This window comes from Mesorhizobium sp. CCNWLY176 (assembly GCF_037153935.1).
Taxonomy (GTDB): Bacteria; Pseudomonadota; Alphaproteobacteria; order Rhizobiales; family Rhizobiaceae; genus Mesorhizobium_M; species Mesorhizobium_M zhangyense.
In genome coordinates, this window is record NZ_JBBBDZ010000008.1 from 214,739 (window position 1) to 228,001 (window position 13,263).

General features: G+C 60.9%; 15 protein-coding genes. 3 read left to right on the forward strand and 12 right to left on the reverse strand.

The genetic code is table 11. The annotated features are described in order from the left end of the window. Positions 1-114: 114 nt before the first annotated feature. The 6 genes from WBQ96_RS15755 to sseA all read right to left on the reverse strand — a co-directional run bounded on the left by WBQ96_RS15755 (position 115) and on the right by sseA (position 4,031). Positions 115-414, reverse strand: a complete 300-nt coding sequence (locus WBQ96_RS15755) for a hypothetical protein (RefSeq protein WP_336551511.1) — start codon at positions 412-414, stop codon at positions 115-117. A gap of 342 nt (positions 415-756) precedes the next feature. Next, complete coding sequence (locus tag WBQ96_RS15760; RefSeq protein WP_165113516.1) at positions 757-1,083, reverse strand: hypothetical protein; 327 nt, start codon at positions 1,081-1,083, stop codon at positions 757-759. Between the two features lie 228 nt (positions 1,084-1,311). Further along, complete coding sequence (locus tag WBQ96_RS15765; RefSeq protein ID WP_336551513.1) at positions 1,312-1,794, reverse strand: DUF1203 domain-containing protein; 483 nt, start codon at positions 1,792-1,794, stop codon at positions 1,312-1,314. Positions 1,795-1,951: 157 nt separating this feature from the next. Then, the gene (locus WBQ96_RS15770) at positions 1,952-2,509 is read right to left on the reverse strand and encodes an OmpA family protein (protein ID WP_336551515.1); all 558 of its coding nucleotides are present in this window, start codon (positions 2,507-2,509) and stop codon (positions 1,952-1,954) included. A gap of 107 nt (positions 2,510-2,616) precedes the next feature. Further along, complete coding sequence (locus tag WBQ96_RS15775) at positions 2,617-3,177, reverse strand: GNAT family N-acetyltransferase (RefSeq protein ID WP_336551517.1); 561 nt, start codon at positions 3,175-3,177, stop codon at positions 2,617-2,619. 2 nt (positions 3,178-3,179) lie between these two features. Then, on the reverse strand, positions 3,180-4,031 hold the full coding sequence (sseA, locus tag WBQ96_RS15780; protein ID WP_336551519.1) for a 3-mercaptopyruvate sulfurtransferase: 852 nt from the start codon (positions 4,029-4,031) through the stop codon (positions 3,180-3,182). Between the two features lie 260 nt (positions 4,032-4,291). Between sseA and WBQ96_RS15785 the strand changes: the two genes are divergently transcribed. Next, entirely contained in the window at positions 4,292-4,612 is a 321-nt protein-coding gene (locus WBQ96_RS15785; protein ID WP_336551521.1) for an antibiotic biosynthesis monooxygenase family protein, read from the forward strand. 33 nt (positions 4,613-4,645) lie between these two features. Here the strand turns inward: WBQ96_RS15785 and WBQ96_RS15790 are convergent, their stop codons facing one another. Beyond that, the gene (locus WBQ96_RS15790; protein ID WP_336551523.1) at positions 4,646-5,389 is read right to left on the reverse strand and encodes an alanyl-tRNA editing protein; all 744 of its coding nucleotides are present in this window, start codon (positions 5,387-5,389) and stop codon (positions 4,646-4,648) included. Continuing rightward, entirely contained in the window at positions 5,389-6,423 is a 1,035-nt protein-coding gene (locus tag WBQ96_RS15795) for a cysteine synthase A (protein ID WP_336551525.1), read from the reverse strand. The genes WBQ96_RS15790 and WBQ96_RS15795 overlap by 1 nt, the downstream gene beginning before the upstream one ends. Before the next feature lie 330 nt (positions 6,424-6,753). Between WBQ96_RS15795 and WBQ96_RS15800 the strand changes: the two genes are divergently transcribed. Both WBQ96_RS15800 and WBQ96_RS15805 read left to right on the forward strand, forming a co-directional pair. After that, complete coding sequence (locus WBQ96_RS15800) at positions 6,754-7,575, forward strand: SDR family NAD(P)-dependent oxidoreductase (protein WP_165113500.1); 822 nt, start codon at positions 6,754-6,756, stop codon at positions 7,573-7,575. A 141-nt stretch (positions 7,576-7,716) separates the two neighbouring features. Then, on the forward strand, positions 7,717-8,691 hold the full coding sequence (locus WBQ96_RS15805; RefSeq protein WP_336551528.1) for an alpha/beta hydrolase: 975 nt from the start codon (positions 7,717-7,719) through the stop codon (positions 8,689-8,691). Positions 8,692-8,752: 61 nt separating this feature from the next. On the opposite strand, the gene WBQ96_RS15810 is transcribed toward WBQ96_RS15805, so the two are convergent. The 4 genes from WBQ96_RS15810 to ilvA all read right to left on the reverse strand — a co-directional run bounded on the left by WBQ96_RS15810 (position 8,753) and on the right by ilvA (position 13,145). After that, entirely contained in the window at positions 8,753-10,144 is a 1,392-nt protein-coding gene (locus tag WBQ96_RS15810; RefSeq protein ID WP_336551530.1) for a DEAD/DEAH box helicase, read from the reverse strand. 333 nt (positions 10,145-10,477) lie between these two features. Beyond that, the gene (locus tag WBQ96_RS15815) at positions 10,478-11,164 is read right to left on the reverse strand and encodes a GGDEF domain-containing protein (protein WP_336551531.1); all 687 of its coding nucleotides are present in this window, start codon (positions 11,162-11,164) and stop codon (positions 10,478-10,480) included. 176 nt (positions 11,165-11,340) lie between these two features. After that, the gene (locus WBQ96_RS15820) at positions 11,341-11,892 is read right to left on the reverse strand and encodes a DUF1697 domain-containing protein (RefSeq protein ID WP_336551533.1); all 552 of its coding nucleotides are present in this window, start codon (positions 11,890-11,892) and stop codon (positions 11,341-11,343) included. After that, positions 11,889-13,145: a threonine ammonia-lyase IlvA gene (ilvA, locus tag WBQ96_RS15825; protein WP_336551535.1), complete on the reverse strand. Its 1,257-nt coding sequence runs from the start codon at positions 13,143-13,145 to the stop codon at positions 11,889-11,891. Before ilvA ends, WBQ96_RS15820 begins: the two co-directional genes overlap by 4 nt. Between the last annotated feature and the right edge of the window lie 118 nt (positions 13,146-13,263).

Genomic DNA, 13,263 nt, shown 5'->3' on the forward strand with positions numbered 1-13,263 from the left:
GGGTTCCACAAACGCAAAAACCGCCGGTTCGTCCGGCGGTTTTTTTATTGAGTGAACTAAAAAAGTGGCGGCGGGCATCGCCCGTCGCCCAAGGTTCAAATTGTAATTTGCCGCTTATCTCATCGACGGCTGTGCATCGCCGTAACGATCGTTGAAGTGCGCGCCGTATTCCGGCGCTTCGATCGCAGCCGTTGTCGTGCGATCGAGCGGGCCGGACGCCAGGACCTTCGAGTCAGGCGCCGCATCGCTGTCACGCGTATTCTGGCTTACCGAATAGCCGGGAGCCCTCTGGGTAATCGTGCGATCCACAACGACATGGTTCTGATTGACGATAACCGACGGCGGGGCTGAATCAGCAAGAGCCGCACCCGAACCCAAAACAACAGCGGCAAACGCAAAAAGTAACTTCTTCATCTCACTTCTCCTCATCGCAAGACATTGGTTCCGCCGCTTGCCAGCGGTACCCACGCGCAAAAGCGCTGGACGAAGGCACAACGCCTTCCCATCCCATCGTGCTTTCGTACTCGGGTCAGGATTTCAGTTTCTATGCGCCGGAATTCCGGGAGTGTTTTCCGGCACGACTGACGTAGGTACGCGACCGCGCAACGGCAAATCACGACGCTGCGACCGAAAGTTGTGTCCCTTCACAGATCCGTGTTGGCCTGCTCGATCCGTCACCGCCGCATGGCGATCTGATCAGCTAATGGGGCGACGGACACCGTCCGTCGCCCAAGGTTCATTATTGTATGTTGCCGCTTATCTCATCGACGGCTGTGCATCGCCGTAGCGATCATTCACATGCGGGCCATATTCCGGCGCCTCGATCGCGGCCGTTGTCGTGTGATCGAGCGGGCCGGCCGCCAGCACCCTCGACTCAGGGGCCGCATCACCATCGCGCTCGTTCTGCCTCACCTCATAACCGGGATCCATCGCCGTGTAGTTGCGATCCATGACCTCGTGTTTCCGTTGCATGATGACGGTTTTCGGCGCCGAGTCTGAGCCGACAGCGACTGGATATTCATCGGCCAGTGCTGAACCCGAAACAAAAAGAACTGCGGCAAACGCAAAGAGCAACTTTTTCATCTCACTTCTCCTCATCGCAAGACATCGGTTCCGCCGCTTGCCAGCGGAGTCCACGCGACAAAGCCTTGGACGAAGACGTTGCGTCTCCTCCATCCCATCGTGCTTACGAAGCTTGGGCTGTTGTCTTCAATTATGCCGGAGATCCGGGAGGTTTCCGGCGCAATTGACATGGGTACGTAACAGTCTTGCGGCAAGTCACGACGTTGCGACTGAAAGTTGCGCAGCCCCTCACGCCTCCGTGTGGGGGCGCTCGATGCGGCATTGATAGCAATTGTTGCGGGCCGAGCGCATGTGGACATAAGCGATTTCGGGCCGCTGCAGCAGTTCATGGGCACGCCCGCAGATCATATGCGTCGGCACCACCGCACCGCTGCCATAGACGATGCGATCGTCTTCGCCATAGCCGCGCAGAATGTAGTCCGGTGTCGCCCTGAACATCGGCGGGATCACATCTGTTTCCGGCGAACGCTCGCATTCCTCGGCATGCAGGAAGATCGGACCGGTCTCGGCATAGGGTTGAAGGGCCGGAAATGGCCGATAGGCAAGGGTCAGATACTCCTTGCCGGCATCGATATTCCGCAGGCAATGGCGGCACGGCATACCGTCGCCATCCGAAACACGACGCTCGGGCGCAAACCCGTAATCGTCGTCCGCCCCGGCCTGAAGGTCGCGAACGCGGTCGGTGGGAAGGGCAACATAACGCAGCAGCATGGCATCGACTCCTTGAGGTGATCATGCCCGCACTATGCCGTGCCCTTCCTCTTGCCAGCCACCCGATTCCTGATTGCGAGGACCGTGCCTGAAACGCCAAACCGCCGATCACGAATCCATGATCGGCGGTCCAGAGTTGCCAGTGCAACGGTATCGGTCAGCGCAGAAAATCGTCTATGCGCCTGAGCGTCACGCGGCGGTTCTGCCAGTTTTCGTTCTGGGTCTGCACGAGCAGGAATTCCTCGCCATAGCCGACCGTTTCCAGCGCCCGGGCCGGAATGCCGAACTCGCGCACCAGTGTCCGCTTCATCGAAGCTGCACGGCGCTCGGACAGTATCTGGTTCGATTCATAGGAACCGACCGCATCGGTATGGCCTTCGATCAGCACCTTGGTGCCCGGCCGCCGGCGCAACATGCGCTCCAGCGCCGTCGCGATGTTCTCGACCTTGCCATATTGCGAATCGGGGACCTCGGCTGAACCGAAAGCGAAGTTGATCGACTGAATGTCGATGGACGGCGCCATGCGGCGAAGTTCGGGGCGGTTCTTGAACTCGCGCACTGTCACGCGCTGGTCGCGGCGCAGCTTCCTGGACGGTGCAGCATCGAGCCTGCGCTCGATCTGATTGGCCGAAGGCATCGCGCTCTGCGCGGTCGCGAAAGTCGGGAAGGCAATGAGCACGACCATGGCGGCGGCGAAGTGGCGGCGGTTCAGCATATGTGTCTCCTTCAGCGTCGGCTAGAAAAGCCGTTTCGATAGCGCGAACATGCCGTAGCCAAGCTGAAGCATTCCTGAACGAGCAGTTCAGGTTGAGTTACGGAAAATCAGGGCCGCATGACGCTGGCGGAACGCTCAGTGAAACTCATGGTGCGCACCATTTCCTGCTTCTGGCCGACCGGAGAGAAGCCGAGCTTCTGATAGAGCGGAAGTGCCGCCGGGTGGTCCATCGTGCAGGTCTGCACCGTCACTCGTTCAGGCTTGTGCGACCACGCCGCCTCGATCGCAGCCCCCAGGAACCAGCGCCCGAGGCCCTGCCCCATTGCGTGCTCCATCATGCCGAAATAGGCAAGCTCCGCCTCTCCCGGCAGATGCGGCTTGATGTCGAAGAAACCGGCTGGCGAACCGTCGAGATAGAGGATGCGGACGTCGCGGTCTTCGCGATGAAGGCCGGCGGAAAGTTCCTCGTCATCCAGCCGCAAGGCGTTGACCCACTGCCATTTCCGCCCGACCCGGTCCATCAGATAGCGATAGAAATGCAGCGGCACGGCACGCGCCTTGAGCAGCGCGATCTGCTTGTTCATCGGCAATGACGGGTAATAGACCGGCGGTGCGCCCATTTCGAGGAAGGTGACGGTTACCGGTATCGACTGGGTCTCGTCCGCCATGGTCAATCCTTGCCGGTTGCGACCGGCGTATCGCTCAGCCCGCCCCACTCGGTCCATGAGCCGTCGTAAAGCTTGTTGTCGGTATGGCCGAGGCTTTCCAGCGCCAGCGTGATGACGGCCGCCGTGACGCCGGAGCCGCAGGAGGTGACGATAGGCTGCGAAAGATCGAGACCCGCCCCTTCGAGCTTTTCTCTCAGCCGGTCGAGCGGCAGGAATTGCCCGTTCTCCGAAAGCGAACTGGCCGGCACACTTCTGGCGCCCGGCATATGGCCCGAGCGCATGCCGGCCCTCGGCTCCGGATCCACGCCCGTAAATCGTCCCGCCGGGCGGGCGTCTGCTATCTGGCGTTCGTGGCTTTCCACGATACGCCGCATATCCGCCAGTGAAGCCACCCGCGCGGCGTCGAAATCAGCATGAAAAACGCTGCCTGCCGTCTTCGTCGGCTCCGAAGTCACTGGAAGCCCGGCCGCTTTCCAGCCATCGAAACCACCATCGAGAATATAGACCTGAAAGACACCCATGACCCGGAACATCCACCAGACACGCGGAGCGGAGAAAAAGCCCGGACCGTCATAGATCACGATCGTGTCGTCGGCGGAGATGCCCATCGAGCCGACATGCTGGGCAAAGACATTCGGCCGCGGCAGCATGTGCGGCAGATCCGAATCCGGGTCGATCACCATGTCGACATCGAAGAACACGGCGCCGGGAACATGCGCGGCATCATATTCGGCGCGCGCATCGCGCTTCTGCGCCGGCAGGTACCATGAAGCGTCAACGATCGATATGCCCGGCGTCTTGAGCTTCGCCTGAAGCCAATCGGCATCGACCACGAATGGACTCTTTTCCGGCATCTTTTCGTCTCCGAGTGGCAATCATTCGCCCGCATGTTGAATAGGCGCGGCGCGAAAAATCCGCAACCGCGCCAAGCCATAATGGCAAGGCTTACGCAATCTTTGCAGGCAAGAGTGCCGACAGGTCGATTGTTCGCAACGTCGCATTCCGCGCACAATTTTGCCTTTTTTCGGCGCTCCATCTTGCGCCGGCCAATAAAAATTACCACTTCGCATTTGCTTCCCGGGGGCGGTGCAGCACGATGACGAGGGACTTTAATATGATCAGGCGGATTTGGCGCAGCTACACGACCCCGGACAAAGCGGATGCCTATGAGCATTTTTTCGACACGCTGATGTTACCGGCCATCGAGGGCATGAGACTGCCCGGTTACCAGAATATGGAGCTTCTGCGCCGCGTGGCGGACGAGGAAGTGGAATTCGTCTGGGTGATGACTTTCGACTCGGCAAAGAGCCTTTCACCGTTGAAGGCGGAAGCCAATGATCCGGTGTCTGTGCCCCGCGCGGCACAGCAACTGCTCACGCGTTGGGATGAAAAAGCGAGTTTTTACGAGACCCGCCAGAGCCGGCCGCAAGTCTGAGCGCCACCGGCTAAACGCAATCCGCATCGGGCTTCACTGCGCCGGCAGCGGACCGAAACGAATGCGGAAGCGGCGGTTTTCCCGCCCCTTCTTCTCGATCTTGCCGATATGGATTTCGCCGACCTCGCCCGTACTCTTCACGTGAGTACCGCCGCAGGGTTGGCTGTCGATCGAACCATTGTCGCCGATACAGACAAGCCTGATCTTGCCGGTGCCCGTCGGCGGCCGGACGTTCTTGGATTTCACCAGTCCCGGATTGGCGGCAAGGTCGGCGTCGGTGATCAGCCGCGTGAAGACGGGATGGTCGGCGGCGACCAGTTCCATCATCCGTGCGGTCACGTCTTCCTTGGTGTAGCCGACATCAGGCAGATCGAAATCGACGCGCGAATCCTCCTCGTTCACCGAAGCCCCGGTGATCGGGAAAGGACAGACAACTGTGAGCAGGTGGCAGGCCGTATGCATGCGCATCAGGAGATGCCGGCGCGGCCAGTCAATGGAAAGCGCAAGCTGCTCGCCGACCTCAGGAACCGGCTGCCCGGCAGCCGGAACATGAATGATTTCGTCCTTGGTCTCTCCGGTAATCGTCGCGGCAACGGCGATGCGGCTGCCGTCGGCTCGCGTCAGGAAACCTATGTCGCCGGGCTGCCCGCCGGAGGTCGCATAAAAGATCGTGCGATCGAGAATGATGCCACCGCGCTCGTTGATCGCAACGACGGCGGCACTGGCTTCCGCGAGATAGGCATCGTCGCGAAAGACCGCTTCGGTCGACCAGGCCATTACGCCACGGCCTCGAAGGGCACAGGAATCTCCACCGGACGGTCCATCCATTCGGGGATCGGCAGGTCCTTCGAGCGCAGGAACTCCGGATTGAACATCTTGGACTGATAACGCGTGCCGTAGTCGCACAGGATGGTCACGATCGTATGGCCAGGCCCGAGATCGCGCGCCAGGCGAATGGCGCCGGCGATGTTGATGCCGGTCGAGCCGCCGAGGCACAGCCCCTCCTCCTGTATCAGGTCGAACACGATCGGCAGCGCCTCCTCGTCAGGGATCTGATAGGAGAAGTCCGGCGTAAAGCCTTCCAGATTGGCGGTAATGCGCCCCTGCCCGATGCCTTCGGTGATCGAGCTGCCCTCGGCCTTCAGCTCGCCGCTGGTGTAGTAGCTGAAGAGCGCCGCACCGAGCGGATCGGCAAGCGCGATCTTCACCGCGTTGCTGTTCTCCTTCAGCCCCATCGCCACGCCAGCAAGCGTGCCGCCGGTGCCAACGGCCGACACGAAACCATCGACCTTGCCGCCGGTCTGCGCCCAGATTTCCTGCGCGGTCGTGCGGATATGGCCGTCGCGATTGGCGACGTTGTCGAACTGGTTGGCCCAGATCGCGCCATTCGGATCGGACTTCGCCATCTGCTCGGCCAGCCGTCCCGAAACCTTCACGTAGTTGTTCGGGTTCTTGTAGGGCACCGCCGGCACTTCGATCAGCTCGGCGCCGAGAAGGCGCAGCGCGTCCTTCTTTTCCTGGCTCTGGGTGTCGGGAATGACGATGACCGTGCGATAGCCGAGCGCCTTGGCAACCACCGTAAGCCCGATGCCGGTGTTGCCGGCAGTACCTTCGACGATAACGCCGCCCGGGCGCAGCAACCCCTTCTTCTCCGCATCGCGGATGATGAACAGGCCTGCGCGATCCTTGACCGACTGGCCCGGATTCATGAACTCGGCCTTGCCGAGGATTTCGCAGCCGGTTTCTTCCGAGGCGCGCCTCAGCCGGATCAAAGGGGTGTTGCCAATTGCGTCGATCACCGAACGGTGCATGGAAAATTCCTCATGTGTCGGCGCAGACACTAAAAACCGCGCGCCATGCTTTCAAGGGATGAATTTGCCTGGCCCAGACGCATTTTGAACATTGCACCCCGGCGAGGTACGAAAAACCGTCCGGCTTATTTGCGATCGGGCATCTTGAATGATTGTGCCGGCCGGCCGCACGGACCGTTGCCGGCACAGCGTGACTGCGGCCATTTCATCACTGGTTTCATAATATTGTTTTAGCATCTTCTTTAGAACCAGAACTATCCAATCTCCCCTTTCCAATAAAGATCAGGCCCGCTAGGTAGGCTTTTCTGATTGCGAATAACGGATCACGACATGGCAGCATTGTACCGGGCGGCCCCCAGGGATGGCGTAGCGTGGATTACAGGCGCCAGCACTGGTATCGGCCGTTCGCTGGCGCTCGAACTTGTCGCGGAGGGCTACACCGTGGCCGCCACCTCCCGCGACGAAGAGCGCCTGGCGACGCTGGTTCAGGAAACCGCCGGCATGCCCGGGCGTGTCCTGTCCTTTCCGTGTGACGTGACCGACGACGACGCCATGGTCAAAACCGTCGCCGCGATCGAAAACGAGGCCGGTCCGATTGCGCTTTCGGTTTTCAATGCAGGCACTTACTTTCCGACCCGCGGCGAACGGCTCGACGTGCTGAACATCACCAAGACCTTCGAGATCAATCTCTACGGCGTCATGTATGGGCTGGTTCCGGTGGTCGAGCGAATGCGCGAGCGCGGCCGCGGCCACGTTGTCTTCGTCGGTTCGGCGTCTTGCTATTTCGGCTGGCCGTCGGCCGGCGCCTATAGTGCATCGAAGGCGGCGCTGAACAACCTGGCGGAAGCGCTGAAGCACGACTTCGACAAGATGAACATCCGCGTTCAGGTGGTGAATCCGGGCTTCGTCGACACCCCGCTTACCGAGAGAAACAATTTCGCCATGCCGGCGCTGATGCCGGTCGGAGACGCCTCGCGGCGGCTTGCAAAAGCCATCCGCTTCGGTGGCTTCGAAACCAGCTTCCCGCTTCGTTTCACACTTGTGCTCAAACTCCTGAAGATATTGCCGTTTTCGCTGCGCTATTGGTTCGTCCACTGGGTCACGGGTTGGGAGAGACGCCCGCTGGCGAACGGCCGCAGGCGACGCTGCTAAGCAGATAATCCATATCCTGCTCAGCAGGACTCTTGGCCGCGATTCGGGAAATCTGTACGTAAAGTGCATTGATTCGTTGCATCGTCAGCAACATCTCAGTGCCCGGCGCGGGTTTGAGCCCTGGCGTGTCTGGAGGATTTCGTGGGACGCCGCATCATGATCGGCTTCATTTGCCTGCTGGTGGTTCTGGCGGTCCTGTTTGCGCTCGGGCCTCATGTACCCGTCGACACGCGCATCACCTTCGACCCATCCGCGGTCGGCGACGATCCGGAACTCTACCTGGAAAACACCGAGGACAAGATCGCCGGCATCCGCGACGGGCTTGAAAAGGAGATCATCTGGGCTGATCCGATGATCCATGCCAAAACGCCGATTTCCATCGTCTACATCCATGGCTTTTCCGCATCAAAGGGCGAACTCCGGCCCCTGGCCGACGAAGTCGCTGACGGGTTCGACGCCAATCTGTTCTACACGCGCCTGAAGGGCCATGGGCAGGACGGCGCGGCCATGGCCACTGCCACCGTCAACGACTGGATCAACGACTATGCCGAGGCATTGGCCATCGGCCGCGCGATCGGCGACAAGGTCGTGGTGATCGCCACCTCGACCGGCGCGTCATTGGCCGTCCAGGCTGCCACGCAGGCCAGCGCATCGGAAGGAGTCGCGGCCATGGCGCTGATTTCGCCGAACTTCGGCGTTCGGGCCTCAGGCTCGGAAGTCCTCACCTTGCCATGGGGCGGGCAAATCGCGGAACTCATCGCCGGCAAGACCCGCAGCTTCGAGCCGCGCAACGCCATGCAGGAAAAGCTCTGGACCACCAGCTACCCGACGCGCGCCCTGCTGCCGATGGCGGCGCTGACCAATTTGGCCCGCGAGGCCCCAGTCGAGCAGATCAAGATTCCCGCCTTGTTCATCTTTTCGGATTCGGATCGCATCACCCGGCAGGATCTGACCCGCGAGATCGCCGCCCGCTGGGGCGCGCCAAACGAACTCGTGCCGATCGACGACACCGGTGATCAGGACAACCATGTCATAGCCGGCGACGCCTTGTCCCCGGTGACCACCAACTTTCTCGCCGAGCGGATCGTTGTGTGGATCAGGGCCATCCTCGAATAAAAAGAAACGGCCGAAGCATTGCCTCGGCCGTCTCCAATTTCTCAAACTGCGGTTGGTGCGGTTATGCAGCCCGCGTATTCGGCTTGCGGCCGCCGAAGCCGCGCTTCTTGGCGCGGAACGGCCTTTGACCTTCCGGCCTGTCGCCCGAAGGCTGTCCGCCGAACGTCTTCTTGCCGAAACCGCCGTTGCCGCGCGGCTTCTGGCCGTGCGGGCGCTTGTCGCCACGCGGTGCGTTGCGATCATTGGCTGCTTCGCGCGGCGCGCTGTCGTGGGTGCGCGGTGCGGGGGCCGGATCGGGCTGGCCGAGATGATCGGCAGCGACCGGCAGCTTCATGCGGATGATCTTCTCGACCTGGCGAAGTTTTGCGTTCTCGCCCGGATCGCAAAGCGTGATGGCAATGCCGTCGGCGCCGTTGCGGCCGGTGCGGCCGATGCGGTGGACGTAGCTTTCCGCTTCGTCCGGCAGTTCATAGTTCACGACATGGCTGATGCCCGGCACGTCGATGCCGCGCGCCGCAATGTCGGTCGCAACCAGGATGCGCACGGAGCCGTCGCGAAAGCCGTTCAGGGCCTTCTGGCGGGCGTTCTGCGACTTGTTGCCGTGGATGACGGCAGCGTCGAAGCCGTCGCGCTCCAGATCGCGGGTAACGCGGTCGGCGCCGTGCTTGGTGCGGGCGAATACGATAACCGAGCGCATCGTCTCGTCGGCCAGCATTGCCGACAGAACCTGCCGCTTCTGCTTGACGCGGGCGAGAACCACGCTCTGCTTGATCTCGGCTGCAGTGGTACCCTGCGGCGCGACTTCGATATGCACGGGATCTTTCAGGATGCCGCGGGCCAGCGATTCGATCTCGGTGGGCATGGTGGCGGAGAACAGCGCCGTCTGGCGGTCCTTGTGGGTCGCCTTGGCGATGCGCTTCACATCATGGATGAAGCCCATGTCGAGCATGCGGTCGGCCTCGTCGAGAACCAGCCAGCGCGTATCGGACAGGTTGACCTCGCCCTCGCGGACCAGATCGGTAAGGCGGCCGGGGGTCGCGATCAGCACGTCGACGCCGGGAGCCATCTTCTTGACCTGGCTGTAGCGCGAGACGCCGCCGAGCACGAGCGCGGTGGAGACATGCAGACCCTTGGTCAGCACGCGGATGGTGTCTTCGATCTGCACGGCGAGTTCGCGGGTCGGCGCGAGGATCAGCGCACGCGCCGTCTTCGGCAGGCGCTTGGTGCCCAGCGCGATGATCTTGGTCAGGATCGGCAGGCTGAAGGCCGCCGTCTTGCCGGAACCCGTCTGGGCGACGGCCAGCACGTCACGGCCGGCGAGATGGGCCGGAATGGCCTGTTCCTGCACCGGCTTGGGCATATCGAAGCCCGCAGCATGCGTGCCCTTGAGAAGGCCGCCGGTAATTCCGAGTTTGGCGAAACCAGTCAGTTCCGCATTGTTTTCGTTCGTCAATTTATTCTTCTTTCATGCGGCACTCGACCGCAAAGCATGATCGCGGCAAGGCGCTTACCTGCCGGCGAAATTTGTTATGGAAACGACAAGGCGGCGGGCATTTCTTTTGCCCACACGGCTGCGCTGTCGTGCCCGCGAAAAATAAGTTCGCAGGGCTTTTTCTCCGCGGATCACTCGATCCTGATGAAGAAAACAGACGCAACCAGTCCCATCGATGGGGAGAGCCAGATAGTCGGCTCAAGCGCCTATGACGCCGCATATGGGCGATTTGCGTTGAAAAAGCAAACGAATTTATGTTGCGGCGCAAAAAGACGCTGGCGAAAGCGCGAAAATTCAGGCCGCATTCACCTGCGAAGCATTCGAAACGACCCTGTCGCGCCCTTGCTGCTTGGCGGCGTAGAGGTTCTCGTCGGCCCGCGCCATCAGGTCCTCCAGCGGTTGACCCGGCTCGCGCACCGCAATGCCGATACTGACAGTCGCCTTGAAATCATTCTCATCACCGCCAACCCGTATATGCGCGGATTTCCGGCGAATGCGTTCGGCGATCACCAATGCCATGGGCAGATCAGCGTCGATCAGGAAAATCCCGAACTCCTCGCCGCCCAGCCTTGCTGCCAGATCGCCTTCGCGGATGCAGGAGGCGATTGCAGCGCCCAGCCTGGATAGCACTGCGTCACCCGCCATGTGGCCGAAGCGATCGTTCAGCTGCTTGAAATGATCGGCATCGGCATAGAGAAACGCACCGGCTGCTTGATCGGCCCTGCCCGTTTCGCACTCGTGGAAGAAGGTCCGGCGGTTGTAGAGGCCGGTAAGATCGTCAAACCGCGCGACGCGATCGAGCTCTTGCGTCAGTTTGCGTAGTTTCACATTCTGGCCGAGAAAGAAAAAGCCGAGCGGATATCCGAGTACCGCGACGATGATGCTGCAAAGCAGGATATCGAGAAGGAAACGGTCCGAAAAAAAGATGCTGTAAAACAACGCGGTAAGCGCGTCCGCGGCAAGCATGGTCACCAGGACCATGCACGTCGTCTGCCAAAAAACAGACATCGCTTCGAACTTCGGCATCAGCGAGTTTAGTTTCACGCCACTCACCCCAATCGCCTTCCCTAAGGTTTCCATATAGCGCAAAGATGAAATTCAGGTCGGATCAACCGCTAAAATTTTATTGATCGGACGACATCGGGCGCCCGCAAGCGCTACTTTTTGCCGGCAGCGTCGGCAGCCAGCTTGTACAGGGCCAGGACGCTGTTCCAGTTGCGCGCGGTCGAGACGGCTTTCAGCACCCTGTCCACAACAGGCGGCAGTTTCGATCTGCCGAAACCGTCTGGCGCATGAAAATAAAGCACCTTGCCGACAACCGCAACGCGCTCATGCGCAGCACCTCTCGCAGCCAGCGCCTCGACGTCCTCCTTCGCCGGAGCCTTGTCTAGAACGAAGGCGTGGAGTGAAGTCGGCACGTCGACGGCTTCCGGAAACGGGTTGTCGCGGATGAGCTTCGACCATCCGGCAAGGCTCACCAGCATGATGTCTTTTTCGAAACCGAAATCCCGCTTCACGATCGCCGCTATATCCGCGGCAACCTCAGCCTCGTTGCGCTCGGACGAAACGACGGCATTGCCGCTGTTGATATAGGTCGCGACATTGCCGAAACCTGCCTTGGTCAGCGCCTCACGCAGCGGCTTCGTCGGCAATTGCGTCGCGCCGCCGACACCGCGAAACAGCACGATGTAGACCGTCTCGGCGCTCATATCACCAGCCCGGCGATCGTCTCGTTCTCGGTTATGTCCTGATAGGCCCATCCGGCCTCGTGAAAACGCTTCACTAGAACGTCGAAGTTCTTGCGATCCTTGGTTTCGATGCCGATCAAGACCGAGCCGAAATTGCGCGCCGACTTCTTGAGGTATTCGAAGCGCGTGATGTCGTCGTCCGGGCCGAGCAGGTCGAGAAAGTCGCGTAGCGCGCCGGGTCTCTGCGGAAAGCGGAACACAAAATACTTCTTCAAACCCTCGAACCGAAGCGCCCTCTCCTTGACGTCCGGCAGGCGCTCGAAATCGAAATTGCCGCCCGAAACCACCAGCACGATGGTCTTGCCGCGCATTTCCTTGCGCGGAAAATCCTTGAGCGCATCGATCGCAAGTGCGCCCGCAGGCTCCAGCACGACGCCTTCGATGTTCAGCATCTCGATCATGGTTGCGCAAAGCCGGTTTTCGGGGATCAGGCGCACCGCGCTTTCGGAAAAATCCTTCAGATGCCGGAACGGTTCGCGGCCGATCTCGGCCACCGACGCGCCGTCGACGAAATTGTCGACGGTCTCGAGCTTTACCCGCTTGCCGCTTGTGAGGCTGGTCTTGAGGCTCGGCGCACCTACCGGCTCGCAAAAGACGAAACGCGGATCCTGACCGATTTCTCGTAGATACTGGGTTACACCGGCCGCCAGCCCGCCGCCGCCAACCGGCAGCACGACCATGTCGGCCTTGCGTCCCGCAGGCATCTGCCCGGCGATCTCATAGGCGACCGTCGCCTGCCCTTCGATGATATCCTTGTGGTCGAAGGGCGGCACCATATGCGCGCCGGCCGCCTCGGTGAACTCGATCGCTGCGCGATAGCAGGCATCGAAAAAGTCGCCCACCAGCTTGATCTCGACGAACTCGCCGCCGAACAGCCGCGTCTTGTCGATCTTCTGCTGCGGCGTCGTCACAGGCATGAAGACCACGCCTTTCTTGCCGAAATGGCGGCAGACGAAGGCGAACCCCTGCGCATGGTTGCCCGCCGAAGCACAGACGAACAGTTCGGCATCATTGCCGGCGGCAAGCGCCTTGCGAAAGAAATTGAACGCGCCGCGGATCTTATAGGAGCGCACCGGCGACAGATCTTCGCGCTTCAGGAAAATATGCGCTCCGGTCTTGCGCGACAGGTAGTCATTCTCCTGCAGCGGCGTCTCGGGAAACAGTTCGCGCACCGCCGCGGCGGCGGCCGCAACCTTGTCGACAAAGCTCGTCATCTCAAAAATCCCCGCCGCGCGCCGGGCGGCGTTTCCTGTTGGCACGGTTTGCGAGCCTATTGCATATTCAGGCGGATGAAGCCACTGTCCGGCCCTGCCGCTGCCTTTCGCGTCTTGG

Bases quoted from the DNA above. Each gene is read 5' to 3' on its own strand.
- ilvA (WP_336551535.1), bottom strand. From the start codon at position 13,145: ATGACGAGCTTTGTCGACAAGGTTGCGGCCGCCGCCGCGGCGGTGCGC.
- WBQ96_RS15790 (WP_336551523.1), bottom strand. From the start codon at position 5,389: ATGGCCTGGTCGACCGAAGCGGTCTTTCGCGACGATGCCTATCTCGCG.
- WBQ96_RS15775 (WP_336551517.1), bottom strand. From the start codon at position 3,177: ATGGCGGACGAGACCCAGTCGATACCGGTAACCGTCACCTTCCTCGAA.
- WBQ96_RS15765 (WP_336551513.1), bottom strand. From the start codon at position 1,794: ATGCTGCTGCGTTATGTTGCCCTTCCCACCGACCGCGTTCGCGACCTT.
- WBQ96_RS15755 (WP_336551511.1), bottom strand. From the start codon at position 414: ATGAAGAAGTTACTTTTTGCGTTTGCCGCTGTTGTTTTGGGTTCGGGT.
- WBQ96_RS15795 (WP_336551525.1), bottom strand. From the start codon at position 6,423: ATGCACCGTTCGGTGATCGACGCAATTGGCAACACCCCTTTGATCCGG.
- sseA (WP_336551519.1), bottom strand. From the start codon at position 4,031: ATGCCGGAAAAGAGTCCATTCGTGGTCGATGCCGATTGGCTTCAGGCG.
- WBQ96_RS15820 (WP_336551533.1), bottom strand. From the start codon at position 11,892: ATGAGCGCCGAGACGGTCTACATCGTGCTGTTTCGCGGTGTCGGCGGC.
- WBQ96_RS15760 (WP_165113516.1), bottom strand. From the start codon at position 1,083: ATGAAAAAGTTGCTCTTTGCGTTTGCCGCAGTTCTTTTTGTTTCGGGT.
- WBQ96_RS15785 (WP_336551521.1), top strand. From the start codon at position 4,292: ATGATCAGGCGGATTTGGCGCAGCTACACGACCCCGGACAAAGCGGAT.
- WBQ96_RS15800 (WP_165113500.1), top strand. From the start codon at position 6,754: ATGGCAGCATTGTACCGGGCGGCCCCCAGGGATGGCGTAGCGTGGATT.
- WBQ96_RS15770 (WP_336551515.1), bottom strand. From the start codon at position 2,509: ATGCTGAACCGCCGCCACTTCGCCGCCGCCATGGTCGTGCTCATTGCC.
- WBQ96_RS15815 (WP_336551531.1), bottom strand. From the start codon at position 11,164: ATGGTCCTGGTGACCATGCTTGCCGCGGACGCGCTTACCGCGTTGTTT.